Genomic DNA, 24,118 nt, shown 5'->3' with positions numbered 1-24,118 from the left:
GTCATGAAACTCAAAAAACCCGTTGCCCCTTTATTGCCTCAGTTAACTGAAACTGATTTCATTTCATTAGATGATGAAGTCATTATTGAAGGATTGATATTAAAAGAACAAGATCTTAGTTATCAAGATGTACGTAATTTAGTTTTTAGAGAGTGTCAATTTGAAAAAATCACGATGAATCGAAATCACTTGGAACGTTTTGAATGTAGTAATGTGATTTTCGATCATTGCGACCTTTCTAACACCGAATGGATCGGCGCTAGTTTTCATCAGGTTCATTTTCGACAATGCAAACTGACAGGTACGAATTTTGCAGAAAGCTATTTGCGTGATTGTCTTTTTGAAGACTGCTTGGCTGACTATTCTTCCTTTAGCGCTACAAATCAAAAAGTGGTTCAATTCAAGCGTACAAGCTTAAATGATACAGAATTTGTTGAAGTAACGTGGAATCACCTTTTGTTTGATAGCTGTTCCTTGACTGGAAGTAATTGGTTCCATACAAAATTGGCTGATCTTGATTTAACAAAGAGTACTTTTGAAAAAATTGCTTTCTCTCAAGAATTACTAAAAGGATTGAAAGTAACTCAAGAACAGGCCATTACAATTGCAGCCGGCTTGGGATTAATCATTGATGAATAGAGGATAGAAAATGGGAACCATCGAAACAGTGCTTATCGCAGTCTCGGTTGTTCTCTTTTTCTTGTGCAGATTATTAATAAGATGTTAATTTTCTTATGAAATAGAATCTAAACATTTTACTTCATATACTTTTTTGGTACACTAGTATAGCTTGAGAACGATTCTCAAACAGTCCATTGGGGGGATTATAAATGAACAAGAAGCTGATCGAGCTTTGGGGTGACCTAGTTGATTTAAAAGATTTGATTATAGCGATAGCTATTTGCAGTGGCACAACGATGGGGAGTTTTTTTCTTGCCCCTGCACATGATACAACGAAACAACTTTTTTTTGGGCTAGGTGGAGCTGTTTTGGGTTTCATTATTAGTACCTTTTTAATTAAACCAAAACGAATTGTGATCATGGAGGACGACGACTAATGGATGTTGGACTACTCTTTCAAATGCTGCTAGCCGTGATCGGAGCTGTCGTTTTATATACATTTATAGGTTTTGTCCCAGGAACGGATGAAACTTCTGTTTTGATGCCTGTCACACTAGCTATTGTTTTAGCAGGTGTACAGCCGATCATCGTTTTAACGTTTTTCATAGCTGCGATCATTACCTTAAATTTAATGAATGCTATTCCAACTGCATTAGTTGGTTTACCTGGTGGCGTGATGTCAACACCGATGATCGAGCATGCTTTATACCTTAAAGAACGGGGACTAGCAACAACTAGTATTAAAAAAATGGCAACAGGTTCTGTTATCGGAACTGCCGTTGCTATACCTGTAAGTTTGCTTTTAGCAAATATTTTGGCGCCTTTTTCAGATTCTGTGAAAGCATATGCCCCATTATTATTTGTTTTCGGAGCAATTTTTTTATCATTGATTGGGAAAAATAAATTACTCGCTTTGCTAAGTATTATCCCACTCGGATTATTGTTTCAGGGGCTACGTTATCTATATTGGGGAATCGGGGCTGTTCCTCAAGAAAAAAATGTGACGGTCTCTTTCTTTTTAGGAATCACGATCGGTCCTTTACTCGTTTCTTTATTAGGATTGTTAAATAAACAAAATCGAGATGCCTTACCGCGACATGAAATAAGTAAAATCAAGTTGAACAAAACAGATGGAAAACAAGCTTCACGGCACACTTTTCAAACAATTACTAAAAAAGAAGCTGGGACAAGTATTGTCGTGTCATTGCTTTCAAACTTTCTCTTCTTTTTAAGCCCAGTCGGTTTGACGATTCTATTTGGTGAGGCAGTTGCAAATAAAGAAAAAGATCCTGTCAAAAAAGCAAGTATGGCAATTACTTCTATGAGCGCCTTATCTCATGCGACTTATCTTTCAGGCGTAATCATTCCACTGATTGCTTTAGGCATTCCCTTATCACCAGTAGCAGTCGGCCCTGCCAACGCCTTATTCAATGCACCACCTGTTTTTACGCTAGAACATAATCTCCATCATCTATTAAGTCGCTGGGAATTTATTTTTGCTATTCTTTTTGCCGGAATCTTGGCTTCTGCCATTACGTACTTCATTGCGATGAAATATGCTCGCCAGATGACAATATTCGTTTTGAAAAAGATTCCCCATGAAGCCATTTTGGGATTATTTATTGGGTTTATTTTATTGTTAGCTTATATGGACGCTGGTTTGATCAATATTTTTGGTGTTTTGCTCGTAGGAATCGTTTGTGGTACTCTTAATGAGATGGGCGTAAATTATGGCGTTCAATTCATGATTCTTTACGCCGCACCTTGGATCACGACACATCTGATATTTAAATAGAAGGACTGTTTATTACTATGTATAAAGAAAAAATAGGACACGGACAAGCATCTGGAAAAATTATCCTGATGGGGGAACATTCTGTTGTTTACGGAGAACCAGCTATTGCGTTTCCTTTTCAAGAAACGTTTATAGCAACAACAGTTGAGCCTAGTACTGCCATGACATTAGATTGCCTTTACTTTTCAGGAAATCTTGCAGATGTTCCGTCACCATTAAAAAGCATCAAAGAAGCAGTCAACCAAACACTGATTGCTCTTCACCAAGAAAATACAACGTTAAAAATCACAATTACTAGTACGATTCCAGCCGAGCGTGGTATGGGTTCCAGTGCGGCAGCAGCGGTTTCGATCGTCCGTGCTTTATTTGATTACTTTGATGTAACATGCACCAAAGAGGTATTGTTGCCTTTAGTGAACCGGGCTGAAAAAATAGCTCATGGAAATCCCAGTGGCATTGATGCTGCAGCAACTAGTGGGAATGACTCCCTATTTTTCATAAAAGGACAGCCCTTAGAATCATTTCCAATGAATGTTTCCAATGCTTTTTTAATTGTTGCTGATACAGGTATCAAAGGCCAGACCAGAGCTGCCGTCAGCGATGTTGCGAAACTTTTTGAGCAGGATAAAGCTAAAATCGCACAACATATTACTGAGCTAGGCCGTTTGACTAGACTTGCTAAACAAGTCATTTTGGCAGATAATGTTTTAGCTTTAGGAAATAGTATGAACCAAGCACAAGAGCAACTTAAAGCATTAACTGTCAGTAATGAGCAATTAGACCGATTAGTTACAACAGCTCGTGAAAATGGTGCAATTGGTGCCAAACTAACAGGAGGCGGCCGTGGCGGTTGTATGATTTCTTTAGCTGAATCGAAAGAACAAGCGGAAAAAATCGCCGCTGCTTTAAAAAACACCGGCGCAGTAGCGACCTGGATTCAATCATTAGGAGTGAACAATTAATGTATGCTGGAAAAGCACGAGCCTATACAAACATCGCCTTGATCAAATATTGGGGCAAAAAAAATGAACAATTGATTTTACCAATGAATAACAGTCTTTCTTTGACCCTTGATGCTTTTTATACAGAAACTACGGTGATTTTTGATGAAACATTGACAAAAGATACATTTTTCTTAAATGACAAATTACAAAATCCTAAGCAAACAGCTAAAGTGTCAAAATTCTTAGACCTCGTCCGCGAGCAGTATAAATTAGCTTTATTTGCTAAAGTTGAAAGTCAAAATTTTGTCCCTACAGCCGCTGGCTTAGCCTCTTCAGCTAGCGGGTTAGCAGCTTTGGCCGGCGCCTGTAGCGAAGCTTTAAATCTACAATTTAATGAAACAGAGTTGTCCCGATTGGCCCGCCGTGGTTCAGGTTCAGCTTGTCGCAGTATTTTTGGTGGATTTGCTGAATGGCAAAAAGGGGACTCTGATCAAACCTCTTTTGCTCAAGCAATCCCTGCAGATGGTTGGGAAAATGATTTAGCGATGCTTTTTGTGTTAGTTGATGATGGTATCAAAGATATTTCTAGTCGCGATGGTATGAGACGAACTGTTGAAACATCAAGTTTTTATTCTGGTTGGCTAGAAACAATTGAAGCAGACTTAACAACTGCCAAACAAGCAATCGCCGCAAAAGATTTTAATAAACTTGGTGCAGTTACTGAAGCGAACGGATTGCGTATGCATGGTACAACCCTTGGAGCAGTACCACCATTTACCTACTGGTCGCCTGAAAGTTTAAACGTCATGCAATTAGTACGCACAGCACGAGAACAAGGTCTACCTTGCTACTTTACCATGGACGCTGGTCCAAACGTTAAAATTTTAGTTGAGAAAAAAAATCTGGCTGCATTAAAGAATATTTTAGCAGAACATTTTTCAGAGCAACAACTGATTACGGCTCATGCAGGACCAAAAATCACTTTGCTCCCTCTAGAAAGGTCGGAAGAATTATGATAGAAGTTTCCACACCTGGTAAGTTATTTATTGCTGGTGAATATGCAGTTGTTGAACCTGGGCATCCAGCGATCATCGTGGCAGTAGATCAATTCGTAACAGTCACTCTTGAATCTGCTGAAAATGTTGGTAGTATTCAATCAGCGCAATACAGTTCATTGCCTGTACGCTGGACCAGACGAAATAATGAACTCGTTCTTGATATTCGAGAAAATCCTTTTCATTATGTACTCGCGGCGATTCGTTTAACTGAAAAATATGCACAAGAACAACAAAAAGAACTTGCTTTTTACCATTTAAAAGTTACCAGTGAATTAGATAATTCAAATGGTCGAAAATACGGATTAGGTTCAAGCGGTGCTGTGACCGTCGCAACTGTCAAATCATTAAGCCTGTTCTATGATTTAGATCTATCTGAAGCAGAAATATTCAAACTTTCTGCATTAGCACATTTAGAAGTCCAAGGAAATGGTTCCTGTGGTGATATCGCTGCAAGTTGTTACGGTGGCTGGATCGCCTTTTCAACTTTTGATCATCAATGGGTCAACGATCAAGCTCAAAAACAAACACTGACGGCTCTGCTTCAAGCAACATGGCCTAAATTAATGATCAAACCTTTGACCGTTCCCAAAAAATTACGTCTTCTGATTGGTTGGACCGGCAGTCCGGCTTCTACTTCTGACCTAGTAGATCAAGTCAATCAATCAAAGGAAGTTCAAAAAAATGCGTATCAGAAATTTCTAGATGACAGTAAAACGTGTGTTGAGACAATGATTACAGGTTTCGACTCTGAAAATATTTCATTGATCCAAACCCAAATTCGGAAAAACCGACAGTTACTGCAACAACTAACATCGCTCACAGGTGTTACGATCGAAACGCCCGCTCTTAAAAAATTATGTAACTTAGCTCAGACTTGCGGCGGGGCTGCAAAATCATCTGGTGCTGGCGGTGGTGACTGTGGTATTGTGATTTTTAAACAAAAATCTGGCATTTTGCCGTTGATGAGCTCATGGGAAAAAGAAGGGATCACTCCTTTACCACTACATGTATATTTTTACGGAAAGCAGGAAAAAAATGAATCGAAAAGATGAACATATTTCTTTGGCAAAAGCTTTTCATAAAGAGAAAATGAATGACTTCGATCAAATTAAATTCATTCATCATTCATTTTCAGAAATAGCGCTGGACGAAGTTGATATTTCAACAACCTTTTTTGATTTTACCTTTAAACAACCGTTTTACATCAATGCCATGACTGGTGGTAGTGAACGGGCAAAAGATATCAACCAGCAATTAGGCATTATCGCTAGAGAAACTGGTGTCATGGTTGCGACAGGTTCAGTCAACGCAGCTTTAAAAAATCCTGGTTTAGCTGATACTTATCAAATCATGCGTAAGGAAAATCCTACTGGTGTGATCTGGGCCAATATTGGAGCTGGGCTTTCTTTAGATGAAGCGAAAAGAGCAGTCGATCTTTTTCAGGCGGATGGATTGCAAATCCACGTGAATGTTCCACAAGAGCTAGTCATGCCAGAAGGCGATCGTGATTTCCATGGTTGGTTGGATACTATTGAAGATATTGTCTCAAACCTATCCGTACCTGTAATCGTGAAAGAAGTTGGTTTTGGTATGAGTAGTGAAACGATTGAGCAATTAGTCTTGCGTGGCGTAAAAGCTGTTGATGTCAGTGGTCAAGGTGGTACTAGTTTTACCCAAATCGAAAATGCCCGTCGTAAAAAACGAGAGTTAGGCTTTTTAACTGACTGGGGCCAATCAACCGTCCTTTCCTTGTTAGAATCGATCAATTGGCAACGAGACTTGACTATTTTGGCTTCAGGTGGAGTGAGACAATCATTAGATATTGTTAAAGCTCTTAGTCTTGGTGCTAAAAGCGTAGGCATTGCGGGAACGATTTTAAACCAATTAATGAAAAATGGTGTTGATGACACCATCGCACTTGTTCAGCAATGGGAAGAAGAACTTAAAATGTTGTATACCTTGCTTGGGAAAAAGAGTACGAGTGACCTTACAACGACAGATATTATTTTTTCTGGTGAGATCATTCATTGGTGTGAAAGTCGTGGAATTGCTTATCAGCCGTTTGCTAAGAGGAGTAAATAAACGAAAAAGTGAGTGAGATATGACTTAAAGAGTCATGTCCCACTCACTTTAATTATTTCTAACTTGATTCAATACAACGTTTTCTTTAACATGTATAAATGGTGTTCATGAAATAACTTTTTCTCTATTGTTTCTAAAGACACCCAACGCATCGGTTCTGTTTCTAATGGCTCTGCAACCTTTTTAGCAAGCGTACAAGCATAAAAATAACCGATATTATGTTGCGATAAATCAGGATACTGTGGAGAAACCCAATGTTTTTCAGCTTTTCCAATAAATTCACCTATACTTAAATTAAAACCTATTTCTTCAAGCGCCTCTCTTTTTAAAGCTTCAATTGGAGCTTCACCATTTTCAATTCCTCCTCCGACTAAAAATAAGTATTTATCGGAAGATTGCACAACCAAATATTCTCCATTTTGATTTTGAATCACTGCGTAAGCACCTACGCGATGACTATACGTCAAACTATTATTTCTTTTTCCAAAAGACTCCAATCCAAACCTTCTTGTATCTATGAAAACCAGTTTTTTCTTATCCTTTATACGCTTTTCTCAACGCAGCAATATCGATTCGTTTCATCTTATACAATTCCTTTATTACCCGATAGGCTCTTTCAGGATCTGAATTATCAAATAGCGTGTCCATACCTGTTGTAACGGTTTGTCAACACACACCATACTCATCTTCCATCCAACCACACGGCCATTCTTTGCCTTTGGCAGTAACAGCCTCCCATAGCTGATCGATTTCTGCCTGATCTTTACAATAGACATAAAATGACGTCCCCATTGTAAAGGTAAAATCATGTGCTTCTCCGCTATCCATCACCCTAAATGGTTGTCCATGCATTGTAAATAACGCTTGTGCGACAGTACCATCAGAATTTTTTTGGACATACTCAACCTGACCATCACCAAAGATTTCGATCCATTGATGCATTGCCTCTTCTGCTTTGCCAAATTGTGCTCCCACAAATAAAAAACTAGGTGCGATCGATTGTGGCGTTTCCGCTAAAACTAACTGCCATGAAACACCATATTGATCTTTCAGCCAACCATATTTCTTGCTGAACGGGTATTCCCCAAATTCCATCAATACTTCCCCATTATGACTTAATGTTTCCCATAGCTTGTCGATTTGTGCTTCTGTCTCACATTCTACAAAGAACGAAATTGCTGGTGTTAGGCTAAATTCAGGTCCCCCATTTAATAAAATAACTTCTTGCCCTGCTAAGGTTGTCGTCACAGTTAAAACAGAACCTTTGGGTTGATGTTCACTATCCACATAGTAATCGACTTTATTGATTTTACTCTCTTCAAATGCATTGACATAAAATTCAGCAGCTTCTTCAACTTTTCCATCAAACCATAAACATGGAGAAAATTTAGACATCTTGGATCATCCTTTCTTGATAAAACTGATTTTCGCGGTCTTTTCAACTAGATCTGTTCTGTCTTTTATTATAATAGAAGCTTTAGCTGTTTTAAAAATATTCTTGTCTTTTTTGTCACCCTTTGAAATTATACAGTGGTCGAATCACTTCTTGAATAATCATTGTTTCTTTGACGTCTTCCATTAGTTGTTTCTTTGGCTTATACGCTTTGGGTGCTTCATCGATCGTTTTCTTTGAAACAGAGGTCGTCCAGACATGTTTCATAGCATGCTGATAACTTTCTAAGCTGATTTTTGCCTTGGCTTGTGAGCGACTCAATAGTCTTCCTGCGCCATGAGGACCTGATTGATTCCAATCTTGATTGCCAATGCCTGTCGCTAAAATACTACCATCTTTCATATTCAAGGGTACGATGATTTTTTCACCAAGCTTGGCAGAGACAGCCCCTTTTCTCAGAAGGTTGTTTTCTAAATCAATATAGTTATGAGGACAATCAAACGATTCTATGACAGCTTTTTTCCATTTCATGCCTTTAAGAATTGTTTCAGCCATGATTTTACGGTTCATAGCGGCATATGCTTGTGCAATTTTCATATCTTCTAGGTAGTTCGTTAAATCATCTGCGGTTACATACGATAGCTCATAGGGCATTTTTACTGATTCTCGTGCTAATTGTAGTTCATGAGCTCTTTCAGTATCACCCTTTTGTTTCGCGTGAGTTGCAGCTATTTTTAAAGCTTTTCTTTGTTGTGATAACTTTTGATAGGCTACTTCTTGATGATATTCAGCGATTTCTTTGCCTAAAACACGACTGCCGCTATGGATCACTAAATATAAACCATCTGTTCCTTCGTTCACTTCAATAAAATGATTGCCACCACCAAGTGTCCCTAAACTTCTTAAAGCCCAACCTTTGTGGATCGGCGCATGGATCTTTCCTAATTCAAACTCATGTTGTTTTTTATCATGTGACTTAGAACCACTAGGGATTCTGGTACGAATGATTCGATCTAATTTATCAAAATTTGTTTTAATCGATTTGTTTAATTTCACAACATGCAAGCCACAGCCGATATCAACTCCGACTAAATTAGGAACTACTTTGTCTTTGATCGTCATCGTTGTGCCAATCACACACCCTGAGCCGCTATGAGTATCCGGCATGATTCTGATTTGACTTTCTTTAGCAAATTCTTGATTACATAAAGACATAATTTGTCCGATCGTATTATCATCTAACATGTCTGTGAATACTTGTGCTTCGTTATATTTCCCTTTAATTGTTAACATTCTGATTCCTCGTTCTCTTTTTATTGTCTGGAATGCAAAATGTCGGCCGCATTCCTTAGCCGCTTTGTTTGTTTCCTTTTCTTCCACTCATTGGATTCACCTCCATAAAATTTCAGCAAAAAACCGCCAATCAAAAATGATTGACGGTTATCTATCTAAGAACTTAACTTAAATAGCTCTATATACCGAAAGAGAGCAAAAATAACTTTTGCCATTGCTTCAATATAAGATAAAGCTCTACAACCCATTTCTGACTTTTACATATTTTGAATTGACTCATTGTCATTTTGCTCCCTCCTTTCTTCTTTGTTATTTATTCATGGTAGCATTTCATAATTTACTTTGTCAATAGACAATTTTATTCATTACGCCAGCTATTTATATCTTCTTTAATCAAACAATTTTCTGAAATTCACTTGGTTTTTAACTCTTTTATATCCTTGATGTTCGTAAAATTTATGCGCTTTCGTTCTTTCAACACCTGAATTTAAGCGAATACCTTCAGCATTGTTTTCTTTTGCCCACAGTTCGGCATGATTCAGTAATGATTTGCCTATCCCTTGACCATGAATATCTTCATTTACAACAAGCGCCATAATATTCATCAGTTTGGGACCATAAGTACAAACATATTCACTTAACTGAATATAACCAACTACTTTTTCATCTATAACGCTTACAAATAATTGATTCGTTGGCGAAGATACTAAATAGATCAATTGTCTTTTAGCATCTTCTAGTGGATATTCATGATTTAACGGGTACGTATTTAACTGATTGATTGCTTTGGCATCTTCTATTTTTACTGCTCTAATAATCATTTTGTCCCACTCCTTCGCATCTTTTACTTTTATTATACTGCTAAATAAAAAAAGAAGAGCAACTTTTCAGCTACTCTTCTTAATTTATTCAATTAACCATTGTAGGCATCAATGATGATTTGTTTCAATTCACTGATCAACGGTTCTTTTGGATTTGCTGTTGTACATTGATCTTCATACGCTAATTCTGCCATGTGATCAACAGTTGAATCAAGAATTTCTTGTGTCACACCTTGTGCTTTCAAGTTCATGTCGATTCCAACAGATACACCTAAATCGTAAACAGCTGTTGCTAATGCATCCACTAATTCTGCTGTATTTTTTCCTTTAAGACCTAAGAATTTCGCAATATCAGCGTAATCTGTGTCTGCACGGAAGTAATCATATTTAGGGAACATTGCATGTTTTGAAGGATCTTTGGCATTGTAACGGATGATATGCGGTAATAAAATCGCATTTGTACGTCCGTGAGGAATCCCATATTCTCCACCAATTTTATGTGCTACTGAGTGACAAATTCCTAAGAATGCGTTGGCAAAAGCCATACCAGCCATTGTTGATGCATTATGCATTTTTTCACGACTTTCAGCATCTGGACGTTTCACTGAGTTTTCTAAGTGTTCAAAGACTAATTTGATTGCTTGTAAGCTTAATCCACGTGTGTAATCAGAAGCCATAACTGAAACGTAAGACTCGATTGCATGTGTTAAGACATCCATACCAGTATCCGCTGTTACAGAAGCTGGAACTGACATTACAAATTGAGGATCAATGATCGCAACATCTGGTGTCAATGCATAATCTGCTAATGGGTATTTAACGTGTGTTTCGCTATCAGTAATAACCGCAAATGGCGTTACTTCTGAACCCGTACCTGATGTTGTTGGAATACATACAAACTGTGTTTTAACTGGTTTGTCGATTTTGTACGTACGTTTACGGATATCCAAGAATTTTTGTTTTGCTCCAAAGAATTCTGTATCTGGGTGCTCATAGAACATCCACATTCCTTTAGCTGCATCCATTGCAGATCCGCCACCCAAAGCAATAATCGTATCAGGCTCAAAATCAACCATCACTTTTGTTCCAGCGTAAACTGTATTTGTTGATGGGTTTGGTTCTACAGCTGAGAAAACTTCGATTTGAACATCATTTTTACGTTTTTGTAATTCTTTACGAACTGTATCAGCATAACCGAATTGAACCATACCTGGGTCACAAACGATCATAACACGTTCAACATTTTCCATTTTTTGTAGGTATTGTAATGAATTTTTTTCAAAGAAAATTTTTGGTGGTAATTTAAACCATTGCATATTATTTCTCCGTTTCGCTACAGTTTTGACGTTGATCAAGTTGACAGCAGATACGTTTTTAGAGACAGAGTTTTTACCATATGATCCGCAACCTAATGTCAATGATGGAATCATTTCGTTGTAGATATTTCCGATTCCGCCTTCGGCAGATGGAGAGTTTACCAAGATACGGCAAGCCTTCATGCGTAAACCGAATTTCACTTGTAAATCTTCGTCTTCTGTATGGATCACAGCAGTATGTCCTAGGCCGCCTAATTCAAGCATTGCTTCACATAGGTCAAAGGCATGGTCTGTATTTTTTGCTTTCATCATTGCAAGAACTGGTGATAATTTTTCACGAGAAAGTGGGTATTCAGCACCTGCTCCTTCGATTTCTGCAACTAAGATTTTTGTTCCTTTTGGTACTTTGATCCCTGCTAGATCAGCGATGTGCTCAGCAGAGTAACCAACGATTGCAGGATTAACTGCATATTTACCTTCGTTCATTACTGCATCTTCAAGTTTTTGTAATTCATTTGGTTTTACGAAGTACACTTGATGTGCTTCAAATTCAGCTTTAACAGCTGCATAAATTTCTTTATCTACGATCACAGCTTGTTCAGAAGCACAAATCATCCCATTATCGAATGATTTTGAAACAATCAAATCGTTTACTGCACGTTTGATTTTAGCTGATTTTTCAATATAAGAAGGGACATTACCAGGTCCTACTCCTAATGCTGGTTTACCAGTTGAGTAAGCTGATTTCACCATACCTGCACCACCAGTGGCTAAAACGATGGCGATTCCCGGATGGTTCATCAAACCAGAAGTTGCTTCTAGTGATGGTTGTTCGATCCATTGTACACAGTTTTCAGGAGCACCTGCTTTGATGGCTGCATCACGAACGATACGAGCAGCTTCTGCAGAACATTTTTGCGCACTTGGGTGAAACGCGAATACGATCGGGTTACGTGTTTTAATTGAAATCAAGGCTTTAAAAATAGTTGTTGATGTTGGATTCGTTGTTGGTGTTACCCCACAAACTACACCAACTGGTTCAGCGATTTCAATCAATCCTGTTTGGTCATCTTTATTGATTACACCGACTGTTTTATCATGTTTAATGCTGTTCCAAATATATTCAGAAGCGTACATATTTTTAATTGCTTTATCTTCGTAAATCCCACGGCCTGTTTCTTCCACAGCCATTTTTGCTAAAGGCATATGTTGGTCTAATGCCGCCATTGCCATTTGGTGCACAATGTGGTCAACTTTTTCTTGATCGAAGTCTTCCATTTCTTTTAAAGCAACATTTGCTTTTTTTGCCAACTCGTCGATCATCGCTGATACATCAGTTGTTTTGGTATCTTCTTTCTTCATTGTTTTAGCCATTGTGATCCTCCTAGAAAAATATATAATTTATTTTTGTTTGTTAACTATTTCACATAAACATCATACAACATTATTTTTTTCTTGTAAATAGTTTTATTGTGATTTTTTTCACATTTAACGACTTTTTTATCCATTTTTTCAAGTAAGCGCTTTTTATTATACAAAAAGAAAAAAAGAATCTATTCTTCATTAGAATAGATCCGTTAGGTCTTGCCAATCTTTGATTGTCAGACTACTTGTTTGTGCAATTAGTTGCTGGTAATCGAAAAATTCGTTTGGCTCAATATGTAAAATGTCTTCTCGACACGCTTTGATCGATGGTGGAGCTTGCTTTTTCCAACGATAAGAAACAAGATAGTTCATCAATTCTGTCTCGTTAACTGATGAATAACCAAGCTGTTGAAAAGTGTGGCATTTTATTTTTAATTCTTTTTTTAATAAGAATTTTTGGTGCCAAGATAACTTTTCGATGGTTCTCGCCCTCTTTCTAAAACCTATACCTATACTATGTATGAAGCCTAAATAGATTTAGAAAGAAAAAATTCCAGCAAGCTGGAATTTATTCTTTCGTTTCATCGTTATCAGAAGTTGTTGTTGGTTCTTCAACAACTGTTTCTTCTGTCTCAACAACTGTAACGTCACTGTCATTTGTAACCACAGTACCTGGTTTTACAGTTTTGATTGCTGCACGATCAAATTCAAGGATGATTCCTTCACAATCGATCAATACAGTTTTTTTGTCATTGTCGATTTCAGAGATCACACCATGTAATCCACCAATCGTTACAATATTATCGCCCACTTTCATTGCTTCTAAAAGTGATTGACGTTCATTTTGTTGTTTCTTTTGGGAACGTGTCATAAAAAACATCATTCCAGCTAAAAGAATTAATGGTAAAATAAACGAAAGTCCTCCGCCCATTATCTATTCACCTCTCTATCCTATATTCACTAGTTTACTGTAACAAAATTTCGTGTACAACACTAGTCTTTTGATTATTTTTTTAGAAACTTTTCGCATTCTTTTTGTTAAACCCATATTCTTCAAAAAATGCTTGTCTAAATTCTAGTAGATTGTCATCCATGATCGCTTGACGGACTTGTTTCATCAAATTCAATAGGAAATACAAGTTATGATAAGAAGTTAAACGGATACCAAATGTTTCATCCGCTTTGATCAAGTGACGGATATAAGCACGAGTATAATTTTTACACGTATAGCAATCACATTTCTCATCTAGCGGACGGAAATCTCTTGCGTACTGCGCATTTTTAACGACAAGTCGACCTTTAGAGGTCATACAAGTCCCATTTCTGGCAATTCTCGTCGGCAATACACAGTCAAACATATCAATCCCACGAATGACCCCATCAATCAACGAATCAGCTGTTCCAACTCCCATTAGGTATCTTGGCTTATTGTCAGGAATCAAAGGCGTTGTAAAGTCCAAAACACGATTCATCTCAGCTTTTGGTTCACCAACAGATAAACCACCGATCGAATAGCCGGGAAAATCCATACTGATCAAATCTTTGGCACTTTGGCGTCGTAGATCTTCAAATCCAGCACCTTGAATGATGCCAAATAATCCTTGACGATCTGGGTTGGCGTGAGCTTTCAATCCACGTTCTGCCCAGCGTGACGTACGCTCAATTGATTTTTTCACATAATCATAGCTTTCATCAAACGGCGGACACTCATCGAAACTCATCATAATATCAGAGCCTAGATTATTTTGAATATTGATTGCTTTTTCTGGAGAAAGGAATAATTTAGACCCATTCAAATGATGTCTAAAATGAACCCCTTCCTCTGTGATTTTACGCATATCACTTAACGAGAATACTTGGAAACCGCCAGAATCTGTTAAAATCGGTTGGTCCCAATTCATAAATTTATGTAAGCCGCCAGCTTCTGCAATTAGATCATCGCCGGGACGTAGCCATAAATGATAAGTATTGCTCAAAATCACTCCGGCTCCCATTTCTTTTAAGTCCTCTGGTGACATGGTTTTTACTGTCGCTAACGTTCCTACAGGCATAAACATTGGTGTTGGAAATGTTCCGTGGGGGGTGATGATCTCCCCTAAACGGGCACCAGTATGTTTTTCTTTCTTTATTAAACGATAACGAATGGCTGGTTCTGTCATTCATTCTCCTACTTTCTTTTGCAAATTTACACTTTCCTCATCATACTTTTTTTTGTTCGTATTTGCAAGGTTTTGCAGGCTTTCTTTAGGATATCCTTAGACAAATGAAACGCCTCTCTCTTCGATTATCAGCATTGTGCCTCGTCAGCTCGGCAAGCAGTTGCTGTGATTTACAATAAAAGGAGCTTAGATAAAAAAATATCCAGCTCCAAGGTTTTTAACGGCTCTTATTTATCGCTCATTGCTGTTTCAAGTTCTATCATTGCTGTTTTCACAATTTCAGGCGTAATCTTTTCTTTCATATAATGAATGGTTTCATGCGACTCAGCAGCACGTTCAGCAACGCACTGATAATCATCCTCTGATAAATTCATATTCATCTCTTTTAAAGAAATTGGTAAATCAAGACTGTGATAAAACGGAATTAGTTGTTCGATTTCTGACCATTTATTTTCGATCACTAACTGGACAAAAACACCGTAAGCCACTTTATTGCCATGTAGCTGGTGGTGACTTTCAGGTAAAATCGTCAATGCATCATGAATTGAATGTGCCCCAGCAGTCCGCCCATAATCATCACCAAAGCCACCAACCATTCCGCCAAGTAAGATATTCGTCTCCACTACATTTAAAAAAGCTTGATTGATTTTTTTCTGCTTCATAGCAACAAGCGCCTCTTGACTGTCAGCCAGTAAAACATCTCGACATTTTTTGGCTGCAAAAGCAGAAACCTGGATTTCGATTGGCTGTACCGCTAATTGAGAAATCATCGCATCTGCTTCGTACCATTTAGCCACAGTATCACCAATACCTGCGATCATCAACTCAATAGGTGAATCAAGAATAACTTTAGGTTCGATCAAAACTAATGCATTACTTTGAGCAAATACATCATAGCGATCCATAGAACCATCAGTTTTATAGATCACACTTAGTGGTGTATACGCCGCACATGTTGCCGCTAATGTCGGTAAAATCAAGATAGGTGTATTACATTGGTTTGCCACCGCTTTACCTAAATCCGCAATTTTCCCGCCACCAACTGCGATAATTCCTTCTAACCCTTCTTGTTCAAATAGTTGTTTCAATTCAACTGTCTTCTCATCTGTGCAGGCACCACCATAATCTACAAACTGTGCATCAATATTCACTAATGTAGGAAAATAGGATTTGGCTGCTGCCCAAGAAGCTTGCCCATGTAAAATCATAACACGTTTAAGCTTTCTTCTATTTAAATGTTCTTCTAAATCATCCCAAGCACCAACACGGCATTCATACTCCTGTGGCGCTCCTCTAACTATCAATGATTGATTCATCTGTCTCAACCTTTCATTTTTTACTTATTTTTATGCAAAAGCAAAATTTTTTAACTTCTTGATAAAATTCACTTTTCCTTTCCCTTAATCTATGATATGATAAAACACATCCGAAAACAATAAATTTTTATACATTTATACACGTTTTTTAGAATATTTATTGAAAAATACAACAATTGAATCTACTTGACCGTTATCATTCTATCATAAAGGAGAAGAACAAATGAAATTATGTAAAAAAACCTTAGCCATTATTATTCCCATATTACTGGTATTACTCACTTTTCTACCAGTAACAACCGCTCTAGCCGAAGAACCCGATCCTGTCTACGACAGTATCATGAAACGTGGTGAATTGATTGTTGGACTATCTGCTGACTATGCACCGTATGAATTCCATGCAGACGTTGATGGCAAAGACCAAGTCGTTGGTTTTGACATCTCAATCGCACAAAAAATCGCCGATGATCTAGGTGTTAAATTGAAAATTGAAGAACTGGGTTTTGATGCATTATTAGGTGCATTAAAAACTGGTAAAATCGATCTAATTATTTCAGGCATGGCGCCCACACCTGAACGTCTCCAAGAAGTTAATTTTTCAACACCGTATATGACCGTTCAGCAAAAAGTTGTTGTTAGAAAAGACGACCAAGATCTATTCCAATCAACAAAAGATTTTGATGGGGTAAAAGTTGGTGTTCAAAAGCAAACCACTCAAGAAGAGCTGGCAAAAACAGAATTAGTCGGTTCGGTTCCAACCTCTTTACAAAAAGTACCCGACATCATCATGAACTTAAAAAATAAAAAAGTTGATGCTGCAGTTTTAGAAGGTCCAGTTGCTGAAGCTTATGTCGATCGTGATAAAGCCTTAACCTTTGCTGATGTTACGTTTGAACAAGGACAAAAAGATACAGCGGTAGCCATTCCTAAAAATGCTCCTGTTTTAGAACAAAAAGTCAACGCTTCGATCAAAACGATCAATGACAATAATTTATTAGATGGTTATAAAAAAGAAGCCGGTAAATTGATGTTTACAGATGATCAAAGCTTCCTTGGTAAATATGGTAAATTCTATATCAGTGGTGCTGGCTATACGATTTTCTTAGCCTTTATGGGTGTATTATTTGGTGCCATACTTGGTGGTTTACTAGCCTTAATGAAACTTTCTAAATCTAAAATTTTACGTGGTATTGCGATTTGCTACATTGAGTATGTTCGTGGAACACCTTTATTAGTCCAAATATTTATTGTTTATTTTGGTACAGGCGTATTGGGTCTTGATTTATCAAAAATCGCTGCTGGTTGTATCGCTCTTGCATTAAATAGTGGTGCTTATGTTGCTGAAATCGTTCGTGCTGGAATCAACGCTGTTAATAAAGGACAATTAGAAGCAGCTCGTTCTCTCGGTATGAATCAACCACAAGCCATGCGCTACATTATTTTACCGCAAGCAATCAAAAATATCTTACCTGCACTAGGGAATGAATTTGTAACAGTAATTAAAGAATCTTCTGTTGTTTCTGTTATTGGGGTTTCAGAATTGATTTTCCAAGCCGGCAATGTTCAAGGCGCCAGCTTTAAACCATTCTTACCTTATCTAGTGGTATCATTGATTTACTTTGTTTTAACCTTTACCATTTCTCGCCTACTAGGTGTTGCTGAAAGGAGAATGAGTACTAGTGATTAATATTAAAAACTTGCACAAAACCTTCGGAAAAAATGAAGTCTTAAAAGGCATTGATTTAGATGTAAACGCTGGTGAGGTTGTCGTGATCATCGGCCCTTCCGGTAGCGGAAAAAGTACTTTCTTACGTTGTTTAAACCTATTGGAACAACCAACTGACGGAACAATTGAATTTGAAGGGAAAAATTTATTAGATAAAGATACTGACATTGATGCACTTCGTCAAAAAATGGGCATGGTATTTCAAAATTTCAATCTGTTTCCTCATAAAACAGTTTTAGATAATTTGACAATCAGTCCCATCAAAGTCAAAAAGGAAACCCCAGAAGCAGCTAAAGAAAAAGCTCTGGCTTTATTAGAACAAGTGGGTTTGAAAGATAAAGCTGCTAGCTACCCTTCCAGTTTATCTGGTGGACAACAACAACGGGTAGCCATCGCTCGAGCACTAGCGATGAATCCTGATGTAATGCTTTTTGATGAACCAACTTCTGCACTAGATCCCGAAATGGTTGGTGAAGTTTTAGCCGTTATGAAAGCTTTGGCCGTTGAGGGGATGACAATGGTTGTCGTAACACATGAAATGGGCTTCGCCCGTGAAGTTGCCGATCGTGTGATTTTCATGGATGCTGGAATCATACAAGAAGAAGGCACCCCAGAAGAAATTTTCGGTCAACCGAAAAATCCTAGAACACAAGATTTTTTAAGAAAAGTGTTGTAAAAACTACAAGAGGGCAAAGTAAGTAGAAAAACTTACTTTGCCCTCTTAAAAAAATAGTATAGAATGAAGTTAAGCAACAAGTAATTGGAGGTAACAAAATGGATCGACTAAATATTTCAAAGAAACATCAACAACCTGCTGAAAATATCTTAATGGATATTGCCACTTTAGCAAAACAAGTACCTGATTTACTGGACCTATCGATCGGCGATCCCGACTTGATTACAGATGAACGAATTATTAATGCCGCTTTTACAGATGTTAAAAACGGACACACAAAATATACCGCTTCTGGCGGGAGTCAGGAATTTATCGATACAGTTATTGCCTTTTATCGAAAACAATATGGTTTATCTTTTAAACCTGATCAAGTTCGAGCAACTGTTGGTGCTTTACATGGCATGTATTTAACATTACAAGTATTGTTAGATCCTGAAGACGAAGTCATTATTCATGAACCTTATTTTTCACCCTACAAAGATCAAGTGATTTTTGCTGGTGGTAAACCAGTATTTATTCCAACTTATGAAGAGGATGGTTTTCAAATTAATATTGATGTTTTGAAAGCTGCCATCACGGATAAAACAAAAGCGATTATTATCAATTCACCAAACAATCCTACTGGAGCCGTTTTTTCTCCTGAAACATTTAAAGCGATTGCTGAATTGGCGATCAAACACGATTTTTATATTCTTTCAGATGAAGTGTATGAAGCATTTTGCTTTTATGATGATTTTGTCCCAATGGCTACTTTTGCACCTGACAATACGATTACATTCAGTAGCTTCTCTAAAGCATTTGCAATGACTGGCTGGCGGATCGGCTATATGATTGCACCTGACTATATCAACAATGCCGCAAAATTGATCAATGAAAGTATCACTTATTCGGCTCCAAGCCCTTCTCAACAAGGAGGTATTTACGCATTAAAGCATGCTGAATCTTTGATACCAACTGTAGTCTCTGTATTCAAAGAACGACTAGAGTACTTAGAACAACGTATTGCGAAAATCCCTTTTCTTTCACTACATCCAGTCAAAGGGAGCATGTATGCATTTATCAACATTTCTAAAACAGGGTTGACCTCTGTACCTTTTGTTGAAACAGTTTTGAAAGAAACCAATGTGTTAATGATTCCCGGAAAAGCCTTTGGCGAGACAACTGGTGATGATTATGTCCGTTTAGCTGCAACACAAGATATTGATACTTTGAAGGAAGCATTTAATCGAATTGAAAAAATGACTTTTTAAATTAAAATAGTTTTGCTACTTCCATTAAGATACAGGAAGCAGCAAAACTATTTTTGCGTTAAGTTAATTTTTCAGCTTTCACCACGACTCTACTCATCATCAGCCAAAGTATTATACAGAATAGCGATTGTTGTATTAACACACACAACTATTTGAATCCATAAATTATCTGAAAAATTTTCAGTTATTTTGAGTGTTGCAATTGCTAAAAAGAAACACATTGCTAAAATACCAGCTAACTTCACCCGTTTAAGTTCTTGCTGGATCCGATAAATCGTTTCGATTGGAACACCTTTTTGTTCAGCAATCACTCTCAATTTCCGTTTTCCAAACAATTGCCACATCACGTCACGGTATAACTGCTTAGCGTCCTTATCCTTACTAAACACAGAATAGGTGTCCTTATTTCTACTCTTTTCTTGCTTCAATTTTAATTTGATCAAACGTGGATGCAATAACCGATCATTTTTATCGATCCATAAAAGGACTTCCCGCCACTCAACTAGCGTCAACTCTGGTGAAGTCAACACAATCACTTCTAGGCCTAGCTCCTCCAATTCATCAAAAAATTGGAGTAATATTTGATAGTCTCTTGAAATCACTTCTAAAAAAGCAATGACTAAACAATCCCCCGGCTCTGTATAATCCAACAATCTCTGATAGTCACTTTCTGGATCTTGAAATACTTCATAGCTACGATTGTCATCTGAAAAAATTTCATCTACTTGATATTCTTCTAAAAAATCAAATTGCTGATTTAATCTATTTCCACGAGCATATCCTAGATTCATCCTTACTTATTTCCTCATTTCATTGGTTTATTCTTTTGTTCATAGACTATCTGCTATATATACTTATTTCTTTTTTGAAGAAACAGCTTGTCTATTTAATTTGGAAGAAGGTCTTCTTCTATCAATCTGATCAAGCCTACCTGCTATCTCTGCATTTTTTTGGATGACGAAAATAAGTAGTATACTATGAATAAAAATAATGCTCCCTAAAGCAGCTAACAATAAATACATTATTCGTCACTCCTACCCACTCTATTTAGATTTAAGTTATTCCTACTGTATCTATAAGTCATTATTTTTTGATTTGACGATATCTTCATACGACCTTCTTTACATTTATTCAATCTTAATTGTTCCGAATTTATTTTCCTTATATTCCCAGTGATGGAAAGAGGGTTGCGTTGAAACTGGTTTAATATAGGTTGTCAACCAAAACTCAGAAGTCTTTGATACGTCAACTTGAATGGGTATTTGAGTACTGCTTCCTGGATTATGTTGTTGATTAGTAGTCGTTAGCACATACCCGACCAATTCATAATTCATAGGTATCATAGGTATAAACGTATAGATTGGTTCACTAATTTGGTAACGAATAATATAGGTATCAAAAAGGGCATTATTATTATCGCTTGAAACCATAGATAACGGAAACTCGCTTTTATTTTCACCTGTTGGTGTTTTAGTTTCTAATCTTCCAAACCCTTTTTTTGGAAGAACCACTTGACCATTTTTATTCATCACAACTTGGCGAGCATGAACTGTCAGCTTACGATTACTATAAATCAAACGTCCCTCCTGGAAGGTGTTCCTGATTGTGTATTCAAGCGGAGTTATCACGTCGCCTGTAATGTTTGTCATCTTGATAAAATCATAGAAATCAATGTCTATTGGTGTAACAACTTCTTTTTTATTGATTGTTAGATTATTTTCAAATGAAAGGTTTCCCACTGGCAAGGGGTTTCCTTTGTCATCAAATGCTTTTAACGAAACTGTTTGAGGTATTTCATTCGCCCAAGAAACATCAGTTGGTTCAATGCCTTCCTTTTGGCCTCCATATTCAGAATACTCAACATAGTACCCTGTACGAAATCTTTGGTTAGATATAGCAAGATCGTTCCAATATTTGCTTAGTGATTCTTGTGCAAATTCTAATACTGATTCCCCACTACCAGAATTATTAGGTTCCGCCAAATTTCCGCCGCTCACTGGGTTATTAAATCCTTGGTATACACCATTAGGCGCTTTTCCACCTTCGGTATATCTTTTTTTATCATAAAAAACTAAGCCTGCTTCTGGTCCATTAACCCAATACCAGTTTGATTGACTGTGATCAAAATCTGCAAGGTTTGAAGAAATTTTTTGTTCATCATTTATTTTCCCACCACTCTTCTTTACAGTCCTTGCTCCTCCTAACCAGCCAGATTTTTTTGCAATATTATCATATACGTGATTATGTTCACTTTCTGATGTTAACGTGGTCAAGTAACCTTTCAACCCTTTATAAGTTTTTTCCTTTGCGGCATTATATGCATCATTCCAATTTAACACAGTAGGCTCAAAACTATAATAGTGCGTTTTCCCTTCCGGATCTATCCAAGACGTGTAAATTTTTTCGTGAAGAATAATCTGGATATTGCCTTGTTGATTAGTTGGAGATTGGATTAAAAATCTAAGCTCATTCAAGAATTTCATAATCGTTGCCAAATCATTCTTTTCTTTAATAACAAACGTGAAAGAATCTTGATCGACAGTTTCACTATTTTCGAAAGAATACCACTTTGTTGGAAGGACTAACGTATCAAAACCTTTGATAGCTGTATTTTTAGGTATACGAATTTCCAAAGACTCCATTTTATTGTCTAGAGAACTATTAATAGTAAGTCCAACTAATTTTGCTTCATTTTTTGTACGTTCAATTTTGAAATCAATCTCTCTAGCTAGGTTTTTAACTTGTTGACTACTTACTTCCGAAACATTGTTAGCGCGATCCACAGCTATTACATGTAAATATTTTTCTGAATCCTTCTCTTCTTGTATGTTAAACTCACTCTGCGTTTCATACTCAAGAAGATTTTCATCTGGTGCCACATATTGATCATATTTTTCCACTGCTATCCTACCATATGAATCTTTGTAACTTTCTACTTTTTGCTCTAAGTTTGAAGTTGCTGAATCTGTTAATTCATAAAAATAGCCGTTGATATTACTTTTGACTGTTTCTTTTACAATATTAGATTTTTTTATCCCATTTGATTTTGTCGTTGCTTCTATATAACGCTGATACTCTTTACCAATGTCAACAGCATCCACTTTAACAATCAAATTATTATCTTCGCCACATCCTATATTGACTTTAGGCTTTTCTGGCGCTTGATCATCTTTAACTGTTTGATCATTAGCAAAACTGTCTAATGTTATTTCCGCTAAATTATATAATGTATTTGCTATTACTTTTTTTTCATCCGTAGTTACCTGTTCAGTAGAGTGTCCAGTTTGAATCATCCCAACATTGTTATTTGTTTTCAGGTACCAATCTTCTAGTCTAGAATCAAGAGTCTGACTCGTCTGATCCTCGGTAGAATTGATAAATTCAAACCAAGTGGTTCCCACATTATTATCTTGGAGCTCACTGTTGTGGGTCCTAGGAATATTTAAGATAATGTCTTTCTCCATTTCAAAAGGATATTTCATTAAGTGGCCATCATTAATCAATTTTGCTTCAACAAATTCTTTTAGATTTTTTTCTTGAGTATTTTTTAAACCTAACAAATTTTTAAAATTAGCATAAAATACAGGTTTCTGATTAACTACCGTACCATGACTGAATAATGTACCTCTTCCAGTCTCTATAAACATCTTTGTTTTTTCAGCTGCTTCTTCGCTAATGTCTGATTCATTATTTTCATTCCAAAACCCAAACATTAAAACATCATATTTATATTCACCTTCACTATCTTTCAAATACTTGTTTGGATTTTTATTATAATTTTCTAACGACACTGGAATAATTTGAATCAAATTATTCCCATCTTCAGTTTTTAGATTCAATTCATTCATCCAATTTTCAAGTATATTGGAGCCAGACTCATCAGGGTAAATATTTAAAACAGTAATTGTCTTTCCATAATTTAAGGATCGACTGTTCCAATTTTTCCCATCTTCAGATTGATACATTTGATACCCTGACTGACTCAGCTCTTCTATTTTATCCCATTCTAATGCTGTATAATTTTTTTGCTTTTCTTCACTCCATTTATTTTCAGTGGTTAATTTGAAATCACCACTATCTAACTTAGAAGATGCTTTCATCATATTCTGGTTTACAAAAAAATAAGTACCAATCAAAAAAAGAATTGTAACTAAACCTAAAACCCATTTTACATTCTTTTTAAATTTATTTCCCCGTCTCTTTTTCATTTTATCCTCCTTATTTCAATACTCATCAAATCAATGATTTCTTCATGGAAAACACTCATTTCATGAGTGTTGGATTTAAAAAGGCAAACATGGAA

At 36.8% G+C, this 24,118-nt stretch carries 21 protein-coding genes and 1 pseudogene; 10 read left to right on the top strand and 12 right to left on the bottom strand.

Translation table 11 applies throughout. The features are described 5' to 3' along the window. The first annotated feature begins 3 nt into the window (after positions 1 to 3). The 7 genes from A5866_RS14230 (at position 4) to fni (ending at position 6,500) form a co-directional block, all read left to right on the top strand. Entirely contained in the window at positions 4 to 639 is a 636-nt protein-coding gene (locus A5866_RS14230) for a pentapeptide repeat-containing protein (RefSeq protein WP_086445047.1), read from the top strand. 191 nt (positions 640 to 830) lie between these two features. After that, positions 831 to 1,058, top strand: a complete 228-nt coding sequence (locus A5866_RS14225) for a hypothetical protein (RefSeq protein ID WP_086445048.1) — start codon at positions 831 to 833, stop codon at positions 1,056 to 1,058. Then, a complete protein-coding gene (locus tag A5866_RS14220; RefSeq protein ID WP_086279803.1) occupies positions 1,058 to 2,416 on the top strand; it encodes a tripartite tricarboxylate transporter permease in 1,359 nt (452 codons plus the stop codon). The genes A5866_RS14225 and A5866_RS14220 overlap by 1 nt, the downstream gene beginning before the upstream one ends. Before the next feature lie 17 nt (positions 2,417 to 2,433). Further along, positions 2,434 to 3,378, top strand: coding sequence for a mevalonate kinase (gene mvk, locus A5866_RS14215; RefSeq protein WP_086279800.1), 945 nt, complete (start codon positions 2,434 to 2,436; stop codon positions 3,376 to 3,378). Beyond that, entirely contained in the window at positions 3,378 to 4,376 is a 999-nt protein-coding gene (gene mvaD / locus A5866_RS14210; protein ID WP_086445049.1) for a diphosphomevalonate decarboxylase, read from the top strand. Before mvk ends, mvaD begins: the two co-directional genes overlap by 1 nt. Next, positions 4,373 to 5,470, top strand: a complete 1,098-nt coding sequence (locus A5866_RS14205; RefSeq protein ID WP_086279794.1) for a phosphomevalonate kinase — start codon at positions 4,373 to 4,375, stop codon at positions 5,468 to 5,470. The genes mvaD and A5866_RS14205 overlap by 4 nt, the downstream gene beginning before the upstream one ends. Next, positions 5,454 to 6,500: a type 2 isopentenyl-diphosphate Delta-isomerase gene (fni, locus tag A5866_RS14200; protein ID WP_086445050.1), complete on the top strand. Its 1,047-nt coding sequence runs from the start codon at positions 5,454 to 5,456 to the stop codon at positions 6,498 to 6,500. Before A5866_RS14205 ends, fni begins: the two co-directional genes overlap by 17 nt. A 68-nt stretch (positions 6,501 to 6,568) precedes the next feature. Here fni and A5866_RS14195 read toward each other — a convergent pair whose 3' ends face one another. From A5866_RS14195 to A5866_RS14155, 9 genes and pseudogenes are all read right to left on the bottom strand, one after another. Beyond that, entirely contained in the window at positions 6,569 to 6,967 is a 399-nt protein-coding gene (locus A5866_RS14195; protein ID WP_254907642.1) for an NUDIX domain-containing protein, read from the bottom strand. A gap of 67 nt (positions 6,968 to 7,034) precedes the next feature. Next, positions 7,035 to 7,895, bottom strand: a pseudogene (locus tag A5866_RS14190) (VOC family protein). Between the two features lie 115 nt (positions 7,896 to 8,010). After that, a complete protein-coding gene (locus A5866_RS14185; RefSeq protein ID WP_086445549.1) occupies positions 8,011 to 9,186 on the bottom strand; it encodes an RtcB family protein in 1,176 nt (391 codons plus the stop codon). Positions 9,187 to 9,575: 389 nt separating this feature from the next. Continuing rightward, the gene (locus A5866_RS14180) at positions 9,576 to 10,007 is read right to left on the bottom strand and encodes a GNAT family N-acetyltransferase (protein ID WP_086445052.1); all 432 of its coding nucleotides are present in this window, start codon (positions 10,005 to 10,007) and stop codon (positions 9,576 to 9,578) included. Positions 10,008 to 10,099: 92 nt separating this feature from the next. Next, positions 10,100 to 12,697, bottom strand: a complete 2,598-nt coding sequence (gene adhE, locus A5866_RS14175; RefSeq protein ID WP_086445053.1) for a bifunctional acetaldehyde-CoA/alcohol dehydrogenase — start codon at positions 12,695 to 12,697, stop codon at positions 10,100 to 10,102. A gap of 189 nt (positions 12,698 to 12,886) precedes the next feature. Further along, positions 12,887 to 13,195, bottom strand: a complete 309-nt coding sequence (locus A5866_RS14170) for a post-transcriptional regulator (protein ID WP_086279781.1) — start codon at positions 13,193 to 13,195, stop codon at positions 12,887 to 12,889. 61 nt (positions 13,196 to 13,256) lie between these two features. Further along, positions 13,257 to 13,619 carry a preprotein translocase subunit YajC gene (gene yajC, locus A5866_RS14165; protein WP_086279778.1) on the bottom strand — a complete coding sequence of 121 codons (363 nt, stop codon included), beginning with the start codon at positions 13,617 to 13,619 and terminating at the stop codon, positions 13,257 to 13,259. An 82-nt stretch (positions 13,620 to 13,701) separates the two neighbouring features. Continuing rightward, on the bottom strand, positions 13,702 to 14,847 hold the full coding sequence (gene tgt, locus A5866_RS14160; RefSeq protein ID WP_086279775.1) for a tRNA guanosine(34) transglycosylase Tgt: 1,146 nt from the start codon (positions 14,845 to 14,847) through the stop codon (positions 13,702 to 13,704). A gap of 227 nt (positions 14,848 to 15,074) precedes the next feature. Then, positions 15,075 to 16,163, bottom strand: coding sequence for an iron-containing alcohol dehydrogenase family protein (locus tag A5866_RS14155; RefSeq protein WP_086445054.1), 1,089 nt, complete (start codon positions 16,161 to 16,163; stop codon positions 15,075 to 15,077). A gap of 223 nt (positions 16,164 to 16,386) precedes the next feature. Between A5866_RS14155 and A5866_RS14150 the strand changes: the two genes are divergently transcribed. The 3 genes from A5866_RS14150 (at position 16,387) to A5866_RS14140 (ending at position 19,815) form a co-directional block, all read left to right on the top strand. Next, positions 16,387 to 17,850, top strand: coding sequence for an ABC transporter substrate-binding protein/permease (locus tag A5866_RS14150; RefSeq protein ID WP_086445055.1), 1,464 nt, complete (start codon positions 16,387 to 16,389; stop codon positions 17,848 to 17,850). After that, on the top strand, positions 17,843 to 18,565 hold the full coding sequence (locus tag A5866_RS14145) for an amino acid ABC transporter ATP-binding protein (RefSeq protein WP_086279766.1): 723 nt from the start codon (positions 17,843 to 17,845) through the stop codon (positions 18,563 to 18,565). Before A5866_RS14150 ends, A5866_RS14145 begins: the two co-directional genes overlap by 8 nt. 98 nt (positions 18,566 to 18,663) lie before the next feature. After that, positions 18,664 to 19,815 carry a pyridoxal phosphate-dependent aminotransferase gene (locus tag A5866_RS14140; RefSeq protein WP_086445056.1) on the top strand — a complete coding sequence of 384 codons (1,152 nt, stop codon included), beginning with the start codon at positions 18,664 to 18,666 and terminating at the stop codon, positions 19,813 to 19,815. Between the two features lie 89 nt (positions 19,816 to 19,904). Here A5866_RS14140 and A5866_RS14135 read toward each other — a convergent pair whose 3' ends face one another. The 3 genes from A5866_RS14135 to A5866_RS14125 form a co-directional block, all read right to left on the bottom strand. After that, a complete protein-coding gene (locus A5866_RS14135; RefSeq protein WP_086445057.1) occupies positions 19,905 to 20,606 on the bottom strand; it encodes a recombinase family protein in 702 nt (233 codons plus the stop codon). A gap of 63 nt (positions 20,607 to 20,669) precedes the next feature. Continuing rightward, entirely contained in the window at positions 20,670 to 20,837 is a 168-nt protein-coding gene (locus A5866_RS14130) for a hypothetical protein (protein ID WP_176332592.1), read from the bottom strand. Between the two features lie 105 nt (positions 20,838 to 20,942). Further along, positions 20,943 to 24,023: a hypothetical protein gene (locus tag A5866_RS14125; protein ID WP_086445058.1), complete on the bottom strand. Its 3,081-nt coding sequence runs from the start codon at positions 24,021 to 24,023 to the stop codon at positions 20,943 to 20,945. Positions 24,024 to 24,118 lie beyond the last annotated feature (95 nt).

The sequence above is a fragment of the Enterococcus sp. 12C11_DIV0727 genome, assembly GCF_002148425.2.
Taxonomy (GTDB): Bacteria; Bacillota; Bacilli; order Lactobacillales; family Enterococcaceae; genus Enterococcus_L; species Enterococcus_L lemimoniae.
Note: the sequence above shows the minus strand (reverse complement) of the source record. Positions and strands in the feature narration are given on the sequence as shown.

Bases quoted from the DNA above. Each gene is read 5' to 3' on its own strand.
- A5866_RS14205 (WP_086279794.1), top strand. From the start codon at position 4,373: ATGATAGAAGTTTCCACACCTGGTAAGTTATTTATTGCTGGTGAATAT.
- A5866_RS14155 (WP_086445054.1), bottom strand. From the start codon at position 16,163: ATGAATCAATCATTGATAGTTAGAGGAGCGCCACAGGAGTATGAATGC.
- A5866_RS14125 (WP_086445058.1), bottom strand. From the start codon at position 24,023: ATGAAAAAGAGACGGGGAAATAAATTTAAAAAGAATGTAAAATGGGTT.
- A5866_RS14185 (WP_086445549.1), bottom strand. From the start codon at position 9,186: ATGTTAACAATTAAAGGGAAATATAACGAAGCACAAGTATTCACAGAC.
- mvaD (WP_086445049.1), top strand. From the start codon at position 3,378: ATGTATGCTGGAAAAGCACGAGCCTATACAAACATCGCCTTGATCAAA.
- fni (WP_086445050.1), top strand. From the start codon at position 5,454: ATGAATCGAAAAGATGAACATATTTCTTTGGCAAAAGCTTTTCATAAA.
- A5866_RS14135 (WP_086445057.1), bottom strand. From the start codon at position 20,606: ATGAATCTAGGATATGCTCGTGGAAATAGATTAAATCAGCAATTTGAT.
- mvk (WP_086279800.1), top strand. From the start codon at position 2,434: ATGTATAAAGAAAAAATAGGACACGGACAAGCATCTGGAAAAATTATC.
- A5866_RS14140 (WP_086445056.1), top strand. From the start codon at position 18,664: ATGGATCGACTAAATATTTCAAAGAAACATCAACAACCTGCTGAAAAT.
- A5866_RS14220 (WP_086279803.1), top strand. From the start codon at position 1,058: ATGGATGTTGGACTACTCTTTCAAATGCTGCTAGCCGTGATCGGAGCT.
- A5866_RS14230 (WP_086445047.1), top strand. From the start codon at position 4: ATGAAACTCAAAAAACCCGTTGCCCCTTTATTGCCTCAGTTAACTGAA.
- yajC (WP_086279778.1), bottom strand. From the start codon at position 13,619: ATGGGCGGAGGACTTTCGTTTATTTTACCATTAATTCTTTTAGCTGGA.
- adhE (WP_086445053.1), bottom strand. From the start codon at position 12,697: ATGGCTAAAACAATGAAGAAAGAAGATACCAAAACAACTGATGTATCA.
- A5866_RS14150 (WP_086445055.1), top strand. From the start codon at position 16,387: ATGAAATTATGTAAAAAAACCTTAGCCATTATTATTCCCATATTACTG.
- tgt (WP_086279775.1), bottom strand. From the start codon at position 14,847: ATGACAGAACCAGCCATTCGTTATCGTTTAATAAAGAAAGAAAAACAT.
- A5866_RS14180 (WP_086445052.1), bottom strand. From the start codon at position 10,007: ATGATTATTAGAGCAGTAAAAATAGAAGATGCCAAAGCAATCAATCAG.
- A5866_RS14130 (WP_176332592.1), bottom strand. From the start codon at position 20,837: ATGTATTTATTGTTAGCTGCTTTAGGGAGCATTATTTTTATTCATAGT.
- A5866_RS14225 (WP_086445048.1), top strand. From the start codon at position 831: ATGAACAAGAAGCTGATCGAGCTTTGGGGTGACCTAGTTGATTTAAAA.